The sequence below is a fragment of the Geobacillus thermocatenulatus genome (genome assembly GCF_002217655.1).
In the GTDB taxonomy this organism is placed as follows: domain Bacteria; phylum Bacillota; class Bacilli; order Bacillales; family Anoxybacillaceae; genus Geobacillus; species Geobacillus thermocatenulatus.
Window position 1 is genome coordinate 61,308 of sequence record NZ_NEWK01000001.1, and the last position, 18,541, is coordinate 79,848.

Genomic DNA, 18,541 nt, shown 5'->3' on the forward strand with positions numbered 1-18,541 from the left:
ATGAGCAATGTTTTCAAGTTATTATATATTTAATAATCTGAATAGTATTTAAAAATACATAAATTGCCTTGGCATCCTGTCATTTTGTACAATGGGAAACACAGAATGTGCTACGCTTGGAAAGGGGGATGCGTTGTGGAAGAACGGGAAGCGACATCATTTTTGGAACAGCTGCGGCAAGAAGGGCTGATCACTGAATCGACGCGTCCGGTTTGGGAAATGATTTTGCCAAGGCGGCTTCGGCGGATGTATGAGGTTTTGAATGAGCGCACTCGCTATATTACCGTCTTGATCGAAGCGGTCGATGACCCGCATAACCAAGCGGCGGTGCTGCGGACGGCTGAAGCGTTTGGCGTTCAAGACGTTCATATCGTGACGGGAAAGGCGCCGTTTTCGCCGAACCGGCTTGTGACGCGCTATGCAGATCAGTGGTTGACGCTTCACCATAAGCCAGATATCAAAACGGCCATTGCCGATTTGAAAAGTCAAGGGTATCAAGTGTATGCAAGCTATCTTGGTGAGGGGACGATTCCGGTTTCCAACATCGATCTGTCCCAACCGACAGCGCTGTTGTTTGGCAACGAGCATAGCGGTGTGTCGGAAGAGGCGCTCCGCTTGGCGGACGGAACGTTTGTCATTCCGATGTACGGCTTTGTACAAAGCTTTAACATTTCCGTCGCCGCTGCGTTAGCGCTCTATGATGTCACCGAGCGGGCGCGCCGCCAGGCCGGCCGACACTACTATTTATTGCCTGGAGAGAAAAAGGCGTTGTATGAACAATGGATGTGGCAAACGTTAAACCCACGCATTCGCAAGCAGTTGCAGCAACAAGGATATGCCATTCAAACGAACGAAGGACAGCTGGGTTCTTTTTCATAAAGAATTCAGCTGTCTTGTTTTATGGCGGACTTTTCCGCAACTCTCCTTTCTCATCAATATTTCCCTAAACGAGGAAAACTAGTGGCGATTTGTTGAACAATGATTGAACAGTTTGTGACAAATGTTTTGCTGATTTATGAACTTTTTCGCTCATCCGTTTCAAACATTTTCAATTTTGATATGGTAGAGACAAAAGAAAATGCATGGAAGGCCCCGAAACGGCTGGGGCGGAAGAGGGAGGACCGATAGCGATGAAACGGGCGAGATGGCGCGCGGTGCTGGTTTTGCCGTTTTTGTTTTTGCTTGGGGGCTGTGTGGAGCGCACGGCCGTGCTCAATCCGCAAGGGCCGGTGGCGCGCATGCAGTATGATTTGATCATGTGGTCTGTCGGCTTTATGTTGTTCATTATTGTTGTTGTATTTACGTTATTTGCCGTTTTTCTCATTCGTTATCGCGAGAAGCCGGAAAATGCCGGCTATGAGCCGCCGGATGAGGAAGGGAACACGTTGCTTGAAGTCGTCTGGACGGCCATTCCGATTTTGATTGTCGCTGCGCTCGCTGTTCCAACAGTGAAGGCGACGTTTGCGTTGGAAAAGCCGCCGACCGAGAAAGTGAAACCGATCACGATTCATGTGACGGCGGCGAACTGGAAATGGATTTTCAGCTATCCGGAAGAAAACATTGAAACGGTCAACTACGTCCATATTCCGGCCGGTGTGCCGGTCAAGTTTAAGCTGACTTCGGTCGGACCGATGAACTCGTTTTGGGTGCCGGAGCTAGGCGGACAAAAATATGCGATGGACGGCATGGAGACAGAGCTGATCTTGCAAGCCGATAAGCCCGGCTCCTACATGGGGCGGAGCGCCAACTTTTCCGGGGAAAAGTTCGCCCATATGGAGTTTGAGGTCGTCGCCCAAACGGGAACGGACTTCCGCAAATGGGTAAATGAAGTGAAACAAACCGCCCCGAAGCTCGATGAGAAAAAATATACACAAATTTTAAAACCGGGGATTGTTGGGCGAATGACGTTTTCGAACACCCACTTAGAATGGATTGACCACGCAAAACAGAACAGCCATCATGGGAATGACCATTCAATGAAAAACGAGAATCAAAGTGATGAAGCGATGACAGAGAGCCATCACCATGGCGAATAGGAAAGGGGGAGTGAAAGATGAAATGGAGTGAGTTTTTTGTCACGGGCGAGCCGCTCATTTATGCCGCCGATGTCGCCATCGTCTTGACGATGGTCGGCATTGTGTTTGTGTTGACCTATTTTAAAAAATGGAAATGGCTGTGGAACGAATGGCTCACGACGGTGGATCATAAAAAGATTGGTGTCATGTACATTATTTGCGCGGTTTTGATGCTCTTCCGCGGCGGCGTCGATGCGCTTTTGATGCGGGCGCAGCTGACCGCGCCGAACATGAAGTTTCTTGACGCGCAACATTACAATGAAATATTTACGACGCACGGGACGATTATGATCTTGTTTATGGCGATGCCGTTCATCATCGGTTTGATGAACATTGTCGTTCCGTTGCAAATCGGGGCGCGCGACGTCGCGTTTCCATATTTGAATGCGTTAAGCTTTTGGCTCTTTTTCTTCGGTGCGTTGCTGTTTAACATTTCGTTCGTCATCGGCGGATCGCCGGACGCCGGTTGGACGGCGTACTTCCCGCTTGCCGGCAATGAATTCAGCCATGGCGTCGGCAACAACTACTATGCCGTTGCCTTGCAAATTTCCGGGATCGGGACATTGATGACCGGGATCAACTTCCTTGTGACGATTTTAAAAATGCGCGCGCCGGGCATGACGTTGATGCGCATGCCGATGTTTACGTGGACGATTCTCATCACATGCGTGCTCATTATTTTCGCCTTCCCGGTGTTGACGGTCGCCTTGGCGCTCATGACGTTTGACCGGCTGTTTGATACGCAGTTTTTCACGATGGCCAATGGCGGCATGTCGATGCTCTGGGCGAACTTGTTCTGGATTTGGGGCCATCCGGAAGTGTATATCGTCATTTTGCCGGCGTTCGGCATTTTCTCGGAAGTCGTCAGCACGTTTGCCGGGAAGCGGCTGTTCGGTTATAAGGCGATGGTCGGTTCGATCGTCGGCATTGCGTTTTTAAGCTTTATCGTTTGGGTGCACCACTTCTTTACGATGGGCGCCGGACCGGCAGTCAACTCGGCGTTTTCGATCACCACGATGGCGATCGCCATCCCGACCGGGGTGAAAATTTTTAACTGGCTGTTTACGCTCCGAAAAGGGAAAATCCGCTTTACGACGGCGATGCTTTGGTCGCTGGCGTTCATTCCGAACTTCGTCATCGGCGGCGTGACGGGGGTTATGCTGGCGATGGCGGCGGCCGATTATCAATACCATAACAGCTATTTTCTGATTGCCCACTTCCATTACGTGTTGATTGCGGGTACGGTGTTCGCCTGCTTTGCCGGTTTGCATTATTGGTACCCGAAAATGTTCGGCCATATCTTGAACGAGCGGCTTGGCAAGTGGACGTTTTGGCTGTTTATGATCGGCTTTAACATCTGCTTCTTCCCGATGTATTTCCTCGGGTTGATGGGGATGACGCGCCGCATGTACACGTACTCGGACGGCCTTGGCTGGACGCCGCTCAACGTCGTCGCGACGGTCGGGGCGGTGTTGATGGGCATCGGGTTCATTGTGCTTTGCTATAACATTTATTACAGCGCGCGCTACGGCGAGCGCGACATGACCGGCGACCCGTGGAACGGACGGACGCTCGAGTGGGCGACGGCGTCGCCGCCGGTGCATTACAACTTCCCGGTGACACCGGTTGTCGAAGATTTGGACGCGTATTGGGTGATGAAGAAAAAGTATGGCGGCTTTCACGTGAAAGAAGAAGACTTGAAGCCGATCCACATGCCAAGCAATTCAGGACGCCCGTTTTGGATGTCGGTGGCGTTTTTCGTCGCCGGGTTCGGCCTCGTGTTCAAATGGTTTGCGTTGGCTATCGTTGGTGCGTTGTTCATTGTGCTTGGATTGATTCTCCGCTCATTTGAAGACGATGATGGCTACTATATTCCGGTTGACGAAATCAAACGGATGGAACGAGCGGCGCGGAAGGGGGCGTAACGAATGGGAGAAGCAGCACATCGCTATGAGGAAACGCTGCCGCTGGAGTATCGGACGCAAGAGAGCCGATTGAACATATTGGGCTTTTGGATTTTCCTCGGGGCGGAAGTCGCCTTGTTTGCGACGCTATTTGCGACGTATCTCGTTTTGTTCCAACGAACCGGTTCGGGGCCGACGGCAGGCGAGCTGTTTGAGGTAAAAGATGTTCTCATTGAAACGTTGCTGCTGTTAACGAGCAGCTTTACGTGCGGGCTGGCCATTTTTGAAATGCGCCGCGGCCGCATGAGCGGGCTGATTGCCTGGCTGCTCGTGACGCTTTTGCTCGGCGCCGGGTTTATTACGTTTGAAATTCGCGAGTTCATCCATTATGTCCATGAAGGAGCGACGATGCAGACGAGCGCGTTTTTATCAAGCTTTTTCGTGCTCGTCGGCACGCACGGCGCCCACGTCAGTGTAGGAATTGGCTGGATGATTTTGATCATCATCCAGCTCCTCCAGCGCGGTTTGACGGCCAAAACAGCGCGCAAAGTGTTTATCGTCAGTTTGTATTGGCACTTTTTAGACGTCGTTTGGATTTTCATCTTCACGCTCGTCTATTTGTTAGGGATGGTGATCTAACATGGGCGCAAATGGCCATCACGAATCATTTCCGTGGAAACATATCATTGGGTTTTTGTTGTCGCTCGTCTTGACGTTTGCGGCTCTTTGGGTGGCGCTCTCGTCTGGGCTGCCGCTTAAAGCCGTGATCGTCATCATCGTCTTGTTCGCGATCATCCAAGCGAGCTTGCAGCTGTTTATGTTTATGCACGTCAACGAAAGCGACAGCGGCAAAGTGCAAACGTTCAACATGGTATACAGCTTCTTTATTGCTGTTGTCGTTGTCGCTGGTTCGATTTGGGTGATGCAGTTTGTGTTGTAAAGCGAGGCTGGCCGGGGATTCGGCCGGCTTTTTATGTTCAGAAGGGCTTTTGTGGTGTCATAGATGCCTGAAATGGGGGAGCCGTTGACGGAACATTGAAGAGATGGAGAGGCAACATGGTTGCATTATAGGGGGCATGATATGTGCCTAAAAAAGTCGTCTTGCCTCGAACAGGCAAGACGATTTTTTACAGCACTTTTGATAAAAACGCTTTCGTCCGCTCGTGCTGTGGGCGGTCGAACAAATCTTCCGGCTTGCCTTCTTCGATAATGTAGCCGCCGTCCATAAACAGGACGCGGTCGCCAACTTCGCGGGCAAAGCCCATTTCATGGGTGACGACAACCATCGTCATCCCTTCATTGGCCAGCTGCTTCATGACCGAGAGCACTTCCCCGACCATTTCCGGGTCGAGCGCTGATGTCGGCTCGTCAAACAGCATGATTTTTGGTTCCATAGCGAGCGCCCGGGCGATGGCAACGCGCTGCGCCTGTCCGCCGGAGAGGGAGTCCGGGTAGGCATGCGCTTTGTCTTTCAGCCCGACTTTGGCGAGCAGCTCCATCGCTTTTGCTTCCGCTTTTTCACGCGGCCATTTGCGCACTTTCATCGGCGCCAGCGTGATATTGTTCAGCACCGTCATATGCGGAAACAAGTTAAAGCGCTGGAACACCATGCCCACTTCTTCACGCACTTTGTTTAAGTTCGTGTCTTTCGCTTTTAAGTTGATGCCGTCAATGATAATTTCCCCTTCATCGAAATCTTCAAGCAAGTTTAAGCAGCGCAAAAACGTCGATTTCCCCGAGCCGGACGGGCCGATGACGACCACGACTTCTCCTTCGCGAATATGGGCATCGATTCCTTTTAAAACCTGGAGCGAACCGAACGATTTTTTCAACTGGCGTACGTCGATCATTGGGTCGAATACTTCCTTTCAAGATAGTGTGACAGTTTGCTTAACGAAAGCGTTAAGAGCAAATAGATGAACGCCACCGTTAAATATGGCTCCCAAACGCGGTAATACTCACCCGCGGCCGCTTTCCCCCAATACATGATTTCCGGAGCGGCGATGACCATCCCGAGCGACGAATCTTTGATCAGGACGATAAATTCGTTGGCAAACGGGGGGATCATGCGTTTTAACGCCTGCGGCAAAATAATGTAGCGCATGGCTTGCGCATGCGTCATGCCAAGCGAACGGGCGGCTTCCATTTGCCCTTTGTCGATGGACTGGATGCCGGCGCGGAAAATCTCTGCTACGTATGCCGCTGAATTGAGCGAAAGAGAGACCGCTAGTGATACAAGGCCATTGGGTTGAGCGAAAAAGAGAGGCATGACGCCGAAATGGACGAGCAAAATTTGCACGACAAGCGGCGTACCGCGGAAAAAGTTAATGTACCATGAAAATGGCAAACGGACAATCCATTTGGATGACATTCTGCCAAGGCCGATGAACAGCCCTAAAATGAGGCCGAAAATGATGCCGGCCAATGAAACGCCGATTGTCGCCAGCAAACCTTGGAAAAAGTAAGGGGCGTATTCCGCAATAATATCAAAACGAAAATCCATCGCTCTCAACACCTTTCTCTACGAAAAATGCGTAACTTGCGGGTAGTTACGCATTTTCTTGGTTTGCACGCCTATTGTTGTTTTAAACGGTCAAGCTTCGGTTCTTTTCCAAACCATTTTTGATAAATTTGGGTGTATTTGCCGCTGTTGATGACGTTTTTTAATGCTTCGTCCACTTTGGCTTTCAATTCGCTGTTTTTTGGGAAAATCATACCATAATATTCTGAAGCGAAGTTTTTCGAGTCCTCAATGACTTGCAGTTTTTTATTAGGATTGTTTTTGACGTATTCGTTCGCCACTGCATTGTCGGTGATCACAGCATCAACGCCGCCGTTTAAAAGCTCCATAATGGCAACGACCGTCGTTTCGAATTTTTTAATATGAGGGCCTTTCCCAAAAAGTTTTTCCGCTGCTTCTTGACCGGTTGTCGCATTTTGCACGCCGATCGTTTTCCCTTTTAAATCAAGAGCTGTTTTCACGGGGCTGCCTTGTTTAACTAAGATGACTTGCGTTGCTTCAAAATATGGATCAGAAAAGTCATACGATTGCTTCCGTTCATCTGTAATCGTAATTCCAGAAATCCCCATATCAACCTCTTTGCTTTGCAGCGAAGCGAACAGCGGATCCCAGCCGATGTTTTTTAATTCATAATCCAAACCGGCTTCTTTCATGACCGCATCCAAAAGGTCGACGTCAAACCCAACAATTTTCCCTTTTTGCATATATTCAAATGGCGCAAACGCCGCATCGGTTCCGACAACCACTTTTTTCTTTGTTGCTTCCCCACCGCCGCTCGACGACGAGCTTGTTTCCGTTGACTTGCCGCCGCAGGCAGCGAGCGCCATCAGCAATGCGGCAACAACAGCCACGAATAAACCTTTCTTCATGTTAAGCATGTGCAAATCCCCCTTTGAAATCATTGTCGATGAACGATTATCATACTATCAATATTTTTCTGGTTATGCAATAGATTTTATAAAAATAATGGTTTGAACATTTTGGCATTCACTCCTTAATAGGAAAATGTGTATTTTATCAATGGATTGATCCTAATAAAGAAAAGGGCATTGAATTTTTATGAAATAATGTTTATGAAAGGGAGTTTCGGTTATTGATCATTCTGAATTTACTAAATATTATATCAGAAAGGGGGTGTGTTGTACATCTTTATTTTCAATTCTTTTATTTTATCGGATTTGGAAAAAAATAAATACTATTGTAATTATTTGTTCCGTTATGATAATAGTGTCAGGTGACAAGACAACAAAGGAAGGGGAATATGACATGGTTTTATTTTCTGTCATTGTCTACTTAGTTGGCATGCTTTGGATTGGCTATTGGGCGTATAAACGGACGTCGAATTTGTCCGATTATATGCTTGGCGGCCGGACGCTCGGCCCGGCGGTGACGGCGCTCAGCGCCGGGGCTTCCGACATGAGCGGCTGGCTGCTCATGGGGCTGCCGGGGGCGATGTATGTCGATGGGGTGAGCGCCGCATGGATCGTCATCGGCTTGACGCTTGGCGCTTATGCAAACTGGTTGTTCGTTGCGCCGCGCTTGCGCGTCTATACAGAAGTGGCAAACGACTCGATTACGATTCCAGAGTTCTTCGAAAACCGCTTCGGCGATGCGTCGAAATTGTTGCGGATGGCATCCGGCATTGTCATTATGGTCTTTTTCACGTTTTATGTATCGTCCGGCCTTGTTTCAGGGGGCGTTCTGTTTGAAAACTCGTTTGGTGTCAGCTACCATACGGGATTGTGGATCGTCGGCGGCGTTGTCGTCGCTTACACGCTGTTTGGCGGCTTTTTGGCCGTCAGCTGGACGGACTTTGTCCAAGGGACGATTATGTTCATCGCGTTGATTCTGGTGCCGGTGGTGACGCTGTTCCATACAGGCGGGCCAGTGGATACGATGGAGACGATCCGCGACATCGATCCCAACTTGTTGAACTTATGGAAAGGAACAAGTTTTCTTGGCCTCATTTCGTTATTCGCCTGGGGGCTTGGGTATTTCGGCCAGCCGCACATTATTGTCCGCTTTATGGCGATTAAGTCGGTCAAAGAAATGAAAAGCGCCCGTCGCATCGGCATGGGTTGGATGATTTTCTCCGTTGTCGGGGCGATGTTGACCGGTCTTTTTGGAATCGCTTACTTTTCGCAACGCGGCATGAAGCTTGATGATCCGGAAACGGTGTTTATTCAACTCGGGCACATTTTGTTCCATCCGATTATTACCGGGTTTTTGCTGGCGGCGATTTTAGCGGCGATTATGAGCACCATTTCATCCCAGCTGCTCGTCACCTCGAGCTCGCTGACCGAAGATTTGTATAAAGTCGTGTTCCGCCGCGCGGCTTCGGATAAGGAGCTTGTCTTCGTCGGGCGTTTGTCGGTGCTCCTTGTCGCCATTGTCGCGACAGCGCTGGCGTATACGAAAAACGACACCATTTTAAACTTGGTCGGCTATGCGTGGGCTGGGTTTGGCGCATCGTTTGGCCCCGTCATTTTGCTTAGCTTATGCTGGCGGCGGATGACGAAATGGGGGGCGCTCGCCGGCATGGTCGCCGGGGCGGCAACGGTCATTTTGTGGACGCAGTCGGAGTATTTGAAAGGGCTGTTGTATGAGATGATCCCGGGCTTCGCTGCGAGCCTCGCCGCTATTGTCGTTGTAAGCTTGTTGACAAAAGCGCCGGAAGGGAAAGTGGCGGAACAGTTTGATCAGTTTAAGAAGTCGCTGTCATAAGCGAAATGAACAGGGTGTTCCTCGGTGGGGACACCCTGTTGTCATGATCGGCATGTTGTCCTTCATTAATATAGGCGTTGTTGCGGCTTCGCAATCTGCCCGACCGCCTCACCGTGTCGTCGCGTCGCCGTGCTGTTTCGGCTGGGCGATGGCAGTGTTGTGGCGGTGCCGCCATGATCAGCTTTAAGCCGGGACAAAGGGGTGCTGCACCCCGCTTTGGTCTGGATGCCAACACATGTCGCGGCGCCGCGCCCTTTTAGTCCGGCCGCAGACATCCCTCGGCGCCCCCGCCCGGGGTTGGGGCAAAGGGCCGCCGATGTTACGCCATCGTGTTCCAGTCCGGATACAGATCAGTGCGCCGGTCGCGCCATGTCGCGACCGATCCTTTTTCCCGCACTTTGCGAAGAAGCGACAAGTCAAGGTCAGCGGTAATGGCCATGTCGCTGTTGATCTCGCCCGCCGCAAGGACGCCGCCTTGCGGGAACGGGATGTCGTTTGGCGTGATGACGGCCGCCTGTCCGAAGTTGGCGCGCATAAAGTCGACCGTCGGAAGCGAGCCGACCGTGCCGGTTGTGACGACATACACTTCGTTTTCGACCGCCCGCGCGTGGCAGCAATACCGTACGCGGTAAAACCCGTGCCGATCGTCGGTGCACGACGGACAGAAGATGACGTCTGCCCCTTTGGCGCGCGCCAGGCGAACGATTTCCGGAAACTCGATGTCATAGCACGTCAAAATGGCGATCGTCGCTTTGTCCGTTTCAAAGACGTGCAGTCTGTCGCCCGGGGCGATGTTCCATTCGTTGGCCTCGGTCGGGGTGATGTGCAGCTTCGCCTGGCGATGGATCGTTCCGTCCGGCGCAAACAAGTGGGCGACATTGTACAGCTTGCCGTTTTCGCGGATGACATGCGTGCCGCCGATCAAATACATGCCCGTGTCTTTGGCGAGCGACACAAACAGCTCGGTGTATTTTTCGGTATAATTCGCCAAGTCATCAATCGTCGCTTGCCGTCCGTCATCAAGTGGAATGGAAAGCAATTGGGTCGTGAAAAATTCTGGGAACAAGACAAACTCGGCGTCAAACTCTTGTGCCGTTTTGACGTAATGCGTCACTTGCGCGGCAAATTCGTCAAACGAACGGATCGTATGCAAATGATATTGGACAGCGGATACGCGCAATGGCGGCACTCTCCTTTCTCCATGTTGTCGGGGCGCATAATGCCTATTTGATTATGGCCAAGCCCGTCCTGTGCATCCATTTTTTAGGCATGGGCACGCCGTTCTGTGTCTTGCAAGAGAAGCTAGCGCTATTGCTCCGGGAGCGGGCTGTCTTGTGAAAAAAGACAAGGATTGAAACGTTGCTTACTTTCCTTCATAGCGTCGGTATGCGCCGTGATGCGTCGGGCCGACGTATTCGTTTAACGGGAACGAATGGCGAATGGCGGCGGTGATGAACGCTTTGGCCGTCGCAATGGCGTCTTTCACCAGCCGGCCTTTCGCCAGTTCAGCGGCGATGGCGGCTGAGAATGTGCAGCCGGCGCCATGCGTATACGTCGTGTCAATCCGTTCCGACTCAAGCAGCTCGAACGTTTTGCCGTCATAAAGGACGTCAACTGCATAGTCGTGCGGAATTTTCCGCCCGCCTTTGACGATCACATATTGAGCTCCGAGCTCATGAATGCGCCCGGCCGCTTCTTTCATGTCTTCAACCGTTTCAATGCGCGGCAGGCCGGCTAGCTGCGCCGCCTCAAACAAGTTCGGCGTCACGACGGTTGCTTTGGGCACAAGCGTTTCCCGGTAGCACACCGTATTTTCCGGGTGGAGCGGCTCATCTGTCCCTTTGCACACCATAACCGGATCGACGACCGCATTTTTCAAACCATGTTTTTCAATCATCCGCGCGGTCAGTTCAATGATGTCCGTCGTCGGCAGCATCCCCGTTTTGAAGGCGTCGATGCCAACGCCGACGATGATCGTCTCAAGCTGGGCTTCGATCGTCGCGAGGTCGACAGGAAACACTTGATGCGCCCAACGGTTGTGCGGATCCATGGCGACGATCGTCGTGATCGCCGTCATGCCGTATACGCCAAGCTCTTGGAATGTTTTCAAGTCCGCCTGCAGCCCGGCGCCGCCGCTGCTGTCCGAGCCAGCGATCGTTAATGCTTTGGGCATCGTCATTGTCATCACTCCTTTGTTCCACAAGATGATATCATGAAGCCGCCCTCAAGGACGAAATAGTTGTTCCACATCAACAGAAAAGCCATCCAGCACACGTGAACAGGCCATGCCGGTTTCTTTCCAGACACCGGCCTGTTCATATTGTCCATCGTCATTGAGCGAGTAGACTTGCACAACAGAGTGCATCGGGTTCACGATCCAATATTCACGGACTCCGTATTGCATATATAGGTTCAATTTGAACACGAGATCATACGCCTGGTTGGAAGGACTTAAAATTTCCATGATCAACGTTGGGACGCCGACAAATTTGCTGTCTGTTAATCCGCTTCGATCGCAGATCACAGTTAAATCAGGGACGACAATTTTCTTGCCTTCGATTCGTTCGTTCTTTAGTTCGATATCAAAAGGGGCATGAAACACTTCGCACGGCTTTCCTTCTAAAAAATGGAACAGTTGGACGTGCAGCCGTCCCGATAGGCGTTGGTGCTGGGTCGAAGGGGAGGGAGACATCAACACAGCGCCATCAATATATTCTAAAATACGATCGGTTGTTTCCCGCATGCGATAAAATTCTTCAAGCGATACCGCCTGTTTTCCCGGAACGTTCACGAAATCACCTTCTTTCCAGGTTTCTATTTTCATTATACACTGGCCGCTTTGCCGAACGAAAATGATTTGGCATAACGCAATGGGTGACATACTCCCGCCGCCTACGCTCACTTGTAGAAATGGCGGCCTTGTCGGTTTAGGACGATAAAAAAAGCCGCCCGCTATGAGCGGGCGATCATGGCAATGGACAATGATGAACAGGCGGCCGGCAGCGCGCGTTGTCGGTCGTGTCCCTCATGGTTAGTTGGCGGCCAACGTTTTCCCGAGCGCTTCGCGGGCCGGGACGTAGCGGTAGCCGAGGTCGCGGGCGACGGCTTCGTACGTGATTTCGCCGTTGGCGACGTTGACGCCAAGCTCAAGCGCTGGGGTGTCTGTAATGGCTTGGATGACGCCTTTGTTGGCGATTTGCAAGGCGTATGGCATCGTGACGTTCGTCAAGGCGATCGTCGAGGTGCGCGGAACGGCTCCAGGCATGTTGGCGACCGCATAATGGACGACGCCGTGTTTGACATACGTCGGGTCGTCGTGCGTCGTGACGTGGTCGCTTGTCTCGACGATGCCCCCTTGGTCGATGGCGACATCGACGATGACCGAACCCGGTTTCATCGCTTTCACCATGTCCTCGGTGACGAGTTTCGGCGCCCGCGCTCCCGGGATGAGGACGGCGCCGATGACAAGGTCGGCTTCTGCGACTGCTTCGGCGATGTTCATTGGGTTGGACATGAGCGTCGTAATTTGGTTGCCGAAAATGTCGTCAAGCTCGCGCAGGCGATCCGCGTTCAAGTCGATAATCGTGACATCTGCCCCGAGGCCGACCGCGACTTTCGCTGCGTTCGTGCCGACGACCCCGCCGCCGATGATCGTCACTTTGCCGCGGGCGACGCCAGGGACGCCGCCAAGCAAAATGCCTTTGCCGCCGTACGGCTTTTCCAAAAATTGCGCCCCGATTTGCGCCGCCATCCGTCCGGCGACTTCGCTCATCGGCGTCAACAGCGGCAGCGTGCGGCCGACTTGCACGGTTTCATAGGCGATAGCGATAACGCCGCTTTCTTTTAAGGCGCGCGTCAACTCCGGGTCGGCGGCCAAATGCAAATAGGTGAACAAAATGAGACCTGGGCGGAAATAGCCGTATTCGCTTGGCAGCGGCTCTTTCACTTTCATCACCATATCGGCTTGCGCCCACACATCTTCCGCCCGCTCGATGATTTGTGCTCCGGCGCGGGCGTAATCGCTGTCGTTGAAACCGCTTCCAACCCCTGCCTCTTTCTCAATGAGCACCGTATGTCCTGCCTGAACGAATGACAAAACGCCAGCCGGCGTAATGGCGACACGGTTTTCGTTATTTTTGATTTCCTTTGGCACTCCAATGATCATGAATATGGTTCCTCCTCATCAAAAGTGGCCTTACTTATAGTATAAAAGAGACGGAACGGGCCGGGCATTGTTCAAAAAAGAGAAAGAAGCGCCCGGTTTTTGTGGATTTCCACAAATTCAACCGCGCGCTTCGTATTTCGCTAATTTAATATCAATGTATAATTTGATTTTTTGATTCATGTCATTGAGATCAAGCTCGGCAATGTCGGCAATCCGCTTGAGCCGATAAGCAAGTGTGTTCGGGTGAACGTTGAGGACGTCGGCGGTTTCTTGCACATTTTCGTTATGGTCAAAAAACGTTTCAAACGTTTTCACCAAGTCGCTGTGATGTTTGCGGTCATAGGCTTGCAATTTCTCGAGCGCCAGGTTGGTCCAGTCTCCTTGCCGTTTTTTTTCAAGCAAAAAGTCGAAAAACTGGTAAATGCCAAGCTGGGCATAGCCGTAGACGCCGTTGATGTCATCCCCAAGCTTCTCCTTCAACGCCAGCACGGCGAGCGCTTCGCGGTAGCTTTTTTCAATGAGGCGATAGACGCTGTACACGCCGCCAAACCCGCACTGCACATCGTGGATGTGAAATCGTTCTTTCATTTTGGCGGCGAACGATTCGATGAACGCATTCAGCTCTTTCAGCGGCTGATCAGTTTTGGGCGCCCCAAGCAAAATCACATCGCGGCCGTCGGTCGTATAAAGAAGGAGCGGGAGTTGTTGGGTTGTTTGCAGCAGGTAGGAAATTTGCCGCTCCATTTCAGCGGTCAAATCGGCGGCAAAGCGAAAGACGACAATGGCAAACTGCGGCGCGGTCGGGATTTGCATGGCAGCGAGATGGGCGCGAATCTCGTCTTCAGCCGCGATATGGCTCGTCAGCAACTTCCAAAACAGCTCCTGCACCCGCTCTTCTTTTTTGTTTTTGCGCATATACAGCTGCAACACTTTGTTTTTCGCTGCCTTGGCGGCGAGCTTGAGCCATTCCATCTCCTCAGGCGACAGCGTCCGGTTCGTTTCCAGCACCCAGATGAAACCGATCACCTCATCGTTTTTCCAGATCGAGACAGCGACGCGGCTGCCGAGGCCGACGTCATGAATCGGCGGCACGCGCACCGGCTCGCGGCTTTTGAGCAGCGCCGGGATGGCGCCTTGTTTCCATAAGCTGTTGATCACTTTTTCCGGGACGCGCCGGCTGATGATCGTCGCCGTCCGCGCCGGATCGGTGTAATCGTCATGAGCGCTGTAGGCGATGAGCCGATGATTGGCGTCTTCGATCGTCACCGGGCATTTCAGCACGTCGCTGACGCGGTCGGCAAACTCTTCAAGGCTGTCAAATTCGCCGCGGAACGGGTCGGTATAGTGAGACATATTTGTTTCCCCCGCATCGTTCATCAGATTGTAGTTTGATTTTACCACAAATAAGGGCTGCCATCGTGTATTCTATAATAGATGGAGAGGATTAGGTGCGCTTTCTGTCGAACATATAAGGATAAGGAAATGTTTCATCAGGGAGGAGACTGTTGTGAAAAAATGGGAAATCGCCGTCATCCCTGGCGACGGCATCGGCAAGGAAGTTGTACCAGCGGCGTTGGATGTGTTGAAAGCGGTTGCGGACGTCCATGGAGGGATTTCTTTTTCTTTCACTGAATTTCCATGGAGCTGCGACTATTATATGGAGCATGGAAAAATGATGCCGGATGATGGGCTTGAGACGTTGCGGAACTTTGACGCCATTTTCCTTGGAGCGGTCGGCAATCCGAAGCTTGTCCCTGACCATATTTCATTGTGGGGATTGCTTCTGAAAATCCGCCGCGAATTTGAACAAGTGATCAACATTCGCCCGGCGAAATATTTTCGCGGATTGTCGTCGCCGCTTGCCGAACCGCGCGAGTTTGATTTCATCGTCGTCCGCGAAAACAGCGAAGGGGAATACAGTGAAATCGGCGGGCGCATCCACCGCGGAGAAGACGAAATCGCCATTCAAAACGCTGTCTTTACCCGCAAAGGGACGGAGCGGGCGATGCGCTATGCATTCGAACTGGCGCGGAAGCGGAAACGGCATGTGACGAGCGCGACGAAATCGAACGGCATTTTCCATACGATGCCGTTTTGGGATGAAGTGTTCGCCGACGTCAAGCGCGACTACCCGGATGTCGCGACCGCGTCGTACCATATTGACGCGTTGGCCGCCTTTTTCGTGACAAGGCCGCATACGTTTGACGTCGTTGTCGCGAGCAACTTGTTCGGCGACATTTTGACGGACCTTGGCGGCGCCATTATGGGCAGCATCGGCATCGCCCCCGCAGCGAACATCAACGTCAACGGCAAGTATCCGTCCATGTTTGAGCCGGTGCACGGCTCGGCGCCTGATATTTACGGTCAAGGCATCGCCAACCCGATCGGGCAAATTTGGACGGCGAAACTGATGCTTGACCATTTCGGCGAAGAAGAGATTGGCGCCCTTTTGTTGCAAACGATCGAGGATGTCGCCGCTGACGGCATCAAAACGCCGGATCTCGGCGGCACGGCGACGACGAAGGAAGTGACGGAAGAAATTTGCCGGCGGTTGCGCAAACGCGGCTGATGAAGACGGGTTGGGGCGGCGCGGTTGGCACTGTCCTTTTGTTTCAGTATACTTGTTGTCAGACAAATCGAATAGAAAGGATGACGCCCGTTGTTCAAAAAATGGTTTGGCAAGCAACAGCCAAAGGAAGAGACGATCACCGCGCCGCTTGACGGGACGATTGTGCCGCTTGACGACGTGCCGGATCCGGTGTTTGCGCAAAACATGATGGGCGATGGCATCGCCATCGATCCAGCGGATGGGGATGTCGTCGCTCCGGTCGATGGCGAAATCATTCAGCTCTTTCCGACGAAACACGCCATCGGCTTGCGTTCGGAAGCGGGTGTGGAGCTGCTCATCCATGTCGGCATCGACACCGTGTCGATGAATGGGGAAGGATTCACCGCCTATGTCAAAGCCGGCGACCGAGTGAAACGGGGCGATCGGCTTCTTTCTGTCGACTTGCCGCTTGTGCGCGAGAAAGCGAAAAGCGCGGTGACGCCCATCATCATTACGAACGGGGATGCCCTCAAAAGCCTTGAGAGAAAGGCCGAGGCATCAGCCAAAAAAGGCGAGACGGTCTTATTTCATGTGAAAATGAAATAAGGGTGGGGAGGGGAAGGATATGTTTACAAAACGTCAAAAAGCAATCCTATCGTTTTTAGTTCAGAATAAAGATCCCATTCCAGCTGATTGGATGGCAAAGCAATTAGGAGTAAGCGATCGCACAGTTCGAGATGAATTAAAAGAACTCCGAATGCAAAGTCATATACTTGGTGCCACAATTGAATCTATAAGAGGAAAAGGGTACAAACTGGAGATTCAAGATGTCGAACGATTTCAGAAAATGGGGCTTCTTTGTGATAAAAAAAACCTCCATGTTGAAAATCAAACCTATCTTTTGGAACAAAATGATCGTGTTATATATATACTAAAAAAATTTTTGTTAGAGAAAAGGCCGATTAAGTTGGAAAGCTTAGAGGAAGAGCTATTTGTATCGAAGCCCACTATTCAGAGCGATCTAAAAATAGTGCGTGAAATTTTGCAAAAGTACAAACTAAAATTAACGGTTCGTCCTCGTCATGGTATGGTTGTAGAAGGAGAAGAGTACATGAAGAGGCTTTGCCTCTCCAATTATATTCTTCATCGTCATCATGATCATAATGGCGGTACAAAAATTGCTTTTTTCGAAAATGAGGATGTTTTTGATCGGAATTTATTGACCGATATTAAGGAGATCATTATTAAAAAGGTAAATGAGTATAACATTGAGATATCAGATATTGCTCTTGAAAACTTGACCATTCACATTTCCATTGCTTGTAAACGAATCCAAGAGGGGTTTATCATTGGAGATATTCAACATAATATGAATCGAAAGTATCCGCTTGAACATCTTGTTGCTACTGAAATCATAAAAGAAGTAGAACATCTAACAGGCTTAACTTTTCCTGAGGCTGAAATCAACTATGTTATCGTGCATTTGCTGGGAACTAAGCTTATACAACAAGAGATGCTGAAAGAGTTTAGTGAATATGATGAAGTGAAATCCATTGTTCAATGTATGTTGAAGCAACTGAAGGATAAACTAGGCTGGGATTTTTCAGATGATACAGAATTGATCCAAGGATTAACATTGCATATTCGTCCTGCAATGAATAGATTACGGTACAAGATGAATATAAGGAATCCACTTCTAGATGAAGTGAAGACAAAGTATACAAGCGCGTTTGAAGGGGCCGTTATCGCTAGCAAATGTATTTCGGATTATCTAGGTATGGAAGTCGGGGAACATGAAATAGCGTATATTGCCCTGCACATAGGTGTCGCTTTGGAAAAACGCAAAAAAAATGAGAAGAGAAAGTTGAGAGTGATGATTGTATGCGCGTCCGGCGTTGGCAGTGCCAAATTGCTTTTTTATCGTTTGCAAAGAATATTTGGCGATGAAATCAAAATTGTCTCTTCTACAAACTACTACCAGTTGCGAGATTGGGATTTATCTGCCATTGACCTTATTATCAGCACAATTCCTATTCAAGAGAATATAGGGGTTCCTGTTCAGGTAGTGAGTCCACTGTTAAATGAACAAGATGTTGAAGAGATTCGCCAAAGATTGTTGGATAGGAAAGTAGGGGAGAAGGAAAATTACTTAGATGAATCTAGAGTGTTTATTCACAAAGATTTTGAAGATAAGGAGAGCGTTATACGCTTTATATGTCAGGAATTATATAAACAAGGTCTTGTTTCTGAATATTATGTAAATTATGTGCTTGAAAGAGAATCATTGGCTCCAACCAACTTTGGGAATCTTGTGGCGATTCCACATCCTTTAATTCCTGAAACTGAGGAAACGTTTTGGGCGATGTGCACTCTAAAACGACCTATTGAATGGCATGGGGACCAAAAGGTTCAAGTTGTTTGCCTGCTGAATATTAAAAAAGGTCCTACGGGCAATTTAGAAAAAATGTATCAAAAGTTGCTGGATATATTAGAGGATAAGACCATTGTGCGGAAAATAGTTAAAAGCCAATCCCCTAAAGAAATAATTGAAATTATTAACTCGATGAAGAGATAGATAAATGAATTTGGATTTATTTTAGAAAG

Annotated in this window: 17 protein-coding genes; 9 read left to right on the top strand and 8 right to left on the bottom strand. The window is 50.3% G+C overall.

Translation table 11 applies throughout. The features are described from left to right. Nucleotides 1-135: 135 nt before the first annotated feature. The 5 genes from B9L19_RS00360 (at nucleotide 136) to qoxD (ending at nucleotide 4,919) form a co-directional block, all read left to right on the top strand. Entirely contained in the window at nucleotides 136-879 is a 744-nt protein-coding gene (locus B9L19_RS00360) for a TrmH family RNA methyltransferase (protein WP_025949215.1), read from the top strand. Between the two features lie 251 nt (nucleotides 880-1,130). Then, complete coding sequence (gene qoxA, locus B9L19_RS00365) at nucleotides 1,131-2,036, top strand: cytochrome aa3 quinol oxidase subunit II (RefSeq protein WP_033024080.1); 906 nt, start codon at nucleotides 1,131-1,133, stop codon at nucleotides 2,034-2,036. A 17-nt stretch (nucleotides 2,037-2,053) separates the two neighbouring features. Beyond that, entirely contained in the window at nucleotides 2,054-4,000 is a 1,947-nt protein-coding gene (qoxB, locus tag B9L19_RS00370; protein WP_025949213.1) for a cytochrome aa3 quinol oxidase subunit I, read from the top strand. A 3-nt stretch (nucleotides 4,001-4,003) separates the two neighbouring features. Beyond that, nucleotides 4,004-4,618 carry a cytochrome aa3 quinol oxidase subunit III gene (qoxC, locus tag B9L19_RS00375; protein ID WP_025949212.1) on the top strand — a complete coding sequence of 205 codons (615 nt, stop codon included), beginning with the start codon at nucleotides 4,004-4,006 and terminating at the stop codon, nucleotides 4,616-4,618. Nucleotide 4,619: 1 nt separating this feature from the next. Beyond that, nucleotides 4,620-4,919 (top strand): cytochrome aa3 quinol oxidase subunit IV, encoded by a 300-nt coding sequence (gene qoxD / locus B9L19_RS00380; protein WP_025949211.1) that lies wholly within the window; start codon nucleotides 4,620-4,622, stop codon nucleotides 4,917-4,919. Nucleotides 4,920-5,106: 187 nt separating this feature from the next. Here qoxD and B9L19_RS00385 read toward each other — a convergent pair whose 3' ends face one another. The 3 genes from B9L19_RS00385 to B9L19_RS00395 form a co-directional block, all read right to left on the bottom strand. Next, a complete protein-coding gene (locus B9L19_RS00385; RefSeq protein WP_025949210.1) occupies nucleotides 5,107-5,829 on the bottom strand; it encodes an amino acid ABC transporter ATP-binding protein in 723 nt (240 codons plus the stop codon). Next, nucleotides 5,826-6,482, bottom strand: a complete 657-nt coding sequence (locus tag B9L19_RS00390; RefSeq protein WP_025949209.1) for an amino acid ABC transporter permease — start codon at nucleotides 6,480-6,482, stop codon at nucleotides 5,826-5,828. Before B9L19_RS00390 ends, B9L19_RS00385 begins: the two co-directional genes overlap by 4 nt. A 71-nt stretch (nucleotides 6,483-6,553) precedes the next feature. After that, complete coding sequence (locus B9L19_RS00395) at nucleotides 6,554-7,378, bottom strand: basic amino acid ABC transporter substrate-binding protein (RefSeq protein ID WP_025949208.1); 825 nt, start codon at nucleotides 7,376-7,378, stop codon at nucleotides 6,554-6,556. Nucleotides 7,379-7,766: 388 nt separating this feature from the next. Between B9L19_RS00395 and putP the strand changes: the two genes are divergently transcribed. Beyond that, the gene (putP, locus tag B9L19_RS00400) at nucleotides 7,767-9,224 is read left to right on the top strand and encodes a sodium/proline symporter PutP (RefSeq protein ID WP_047752465.1); all 1,458 of its coding nucleotides are present in this window, start codon (nucleotides 7,767-7,769) and stop codon (nucleotides 9,222-9,224) included. A gap of 319 nt (nucleotides 9,225-9,543) precedes the next feature. Here putP and B9L19_RS00405 read toward each other — a convergent pair whose 3' ends face one another. From B9L19_RS00405 to B9L19_RS00425, 5 genes are all read right to left on the bottom strand, one after another. Further along, nucleotides 9,544-10,404, bottom strand: a complete 861-nt coding sequence (locus B9L19_RS00405) for a carbon-nitrogen hydrolase family protein (RefSeq protein WP_025949206.1) — start codon at nucleotides 10,402-10,404, stop codon at nucleotides 9,544-9,546. Nucleotides 10,405-10,587: 183 nt separating this feature from the next. Further along, nucleotides 10,588-11,403 (bottom strand): pyridoxine/pyridoxal/pyridoxamine kinase, encoded by an 816-nt coding sequence (pdxK, locus tag B9L19_RS00410; RefSeq protein WP_025949205.1) that lies wholly within the window; start codon nucleotides 11,401-11,403, stop codon nucleotides 10,588-10,590. A 45-nt stretch (nucleotides 11,404-11,448) separates the two neighbouring features. Then, entirely contained in the window at nucleotides 11,449-12,048 is a 600-nt protein-coding gene (locus tag B9L19_RS00415) for a Uma2 family endonuclease (RefSeq protein WP_047752466.1), read from the bottom strand. Between the two features lie 207 nt (nucleotides 12,049-12,255). Further along, nucleotides 12,256-13,389 carry an alanine dehydrogenase gene (gene ald / locus B9L19_RS00420; RefSeq protein ID WP_047752467.1) on the bottom strand — a complete coding sequence of 378 codons (1,134 nt, stop codon included), beginning with the start codon at nucleotides 13,387-13,389 and terminating at the stop codon, nucleotides 12,256-12,258. Between the two features lie 117 nt (nucleotides 13,390-13,506). Then, nucleotides 13,507-14,742 (bottom strand): PucR family transcriptional regulator, encoded by a 1,236-nt coding sequence (locus B9L19_RS00425; protein ID WP_047752468.1) that lies wholly within the window; start codon nucleotides 14,740-14,742, stop codon nucleotides 13,507-13,509. 154 nt (nucleotides 14,743-14,896) lie between these two features. On the opposite strand from B9L19_RS00425, the gene B9L19_RS00430 reads away from it, so the two are divergent. The 3 genes from B9L19_RS00430 (at nucleotide 14,897) to B9L19_RS00440 (ending at nucleotide 18,512) form a co-directional block, all read left to right on the top strand. Continuing rightward, nucleotides 14,897-15,958: a tartrate dehydrogenase gene (locus tag B9L19_RS00430; protein WP_047752469.1), complete on the top strand. Its 1,062-nt coding sequence runs from the start codon at nucleotides 14,897-14,899 to the stop codon at nucleotides 15,956-15,958. A 90-nt stretch (nucleotides 15,959-16,048) separates the two neighbouring features. Next, the gene (locus B9L19_RS00435; protein ID WP_047752470.1) at nucleotides 16,049-16,543 is read left to right on the top strand and encodes a PTS sugar transporter subunit IIA; all 495 of its coding nucleotides are present in this window, start codon (nucleotides 16,049-16,051) and stop codon (nucleotides 16,541-16,543) included. Nucleotides 16,544-16,562: 19 nt separating this feature from the next. Then, nucleotides 16,563-18,512, top strand: a complete 1,950-nt coding sequence (locus B9L19_RS00440; protein WP_089113810.1) for a BglG family transcription antiterminator — start codon at nucleotides 16,563-16,565, stop codon at nucleotides 18,510-18,512. Nucleotides 18,513-18,541 lie beyond the last annotated feature (29 nt).

Excerpts from the sequence above, each read along its gene's own strand:
- qoxA (WP_033024080.1), top strand. The coding sequence starts at position 1,131 with ATGAAACGGGCGAGATGGCGCGCGGTGCTGGTTTTGCCGTTTTTGTTT.
- qoxB (WP_025949213.1), top strand. The coding sequence starts at position 2,054 with ATGAAATGGAGTGAGTTTTTTGTCACGGGCGAGCCGCTCATTTATGCC.
- qoxC (WP_025949212.1), top strand. The coding sequence starts at position 4,004 with ATGGGAGAAGCAGCACATCGCTATGAGGAAACGCTGCCGCTGGAGTAT.
- qoxD (WP_025949211.1), top strand. The coding sequence starts at position 4,620 with ATGGGCGCAAATGGCCATCACGAATCATTTCCGTGGAAACATATCATT.
- B9L19_RS00385 (WP_025949210.1), bottom strand. The coding sequence starts at position 5,829 with ATGATCGACGTACGCCAGTTGAAAAAATCGTTCGGTTCGCTCCAGGTT.
- B9L19_RS00390 (WP_025949209.1), bottom strand. The coding sequence starts at position 6,482 with ATGGATTTTCGTTTTGATATTATTGCGGAATACGCCCCTTACTTTTTC.
- B9L19_RS00395 (WP_025949208.1), bottom strand. The coding sequence starts at position 7,378 with ATGCTTAACATGAAGAAAGGTTTATTCGTGGCTGTTGTTGCCGCATTG.
- putP (WP_047752465.1), top strand. The coding sequence starts at position 7,767 with ATGGTTTTATTTTCTGTCATTGTCTACTTAGTTGGCATGCTTTGGATT.
- pdxK (WP_025949205.1), bottom strand. The coding sequence starts at position 11,403 with ATGACGATGCCCAAAGCATTAACGATCGCTGGCTCGGACAGCAGCGGC.
- B9L19_RS00415 (WP_047752466.1), bottom strand. The coding sequence starts at position 12,048 with ATGAAAATAGAAACCTGGAAAGAAGGTGATTTCGTGAACGTTCCGGGA.
- ald (WP_047752467.1), bottom strand. The coding sequence starts at position 13,389 with ATGATCATTGGAGTGCCAAAGGAAATCAAAAATAACGAAAACCGTGTC.
- B9L19_RS00425 (WP_047752468.1), bottom strand. The coding sequence starts at position 14,742 with ATGTCTCACTATACCGACCCGTTCCGCGGCGAATTTGACAGCCTTGAA.
- B9L19_RS00440 (WP_089113810.1), top strand. The coding sequence starts at position 16,563 with ATGTTTACAAAACGTCAAAAAGCAATCCTATCGTTTTTAGTTCAGAAT.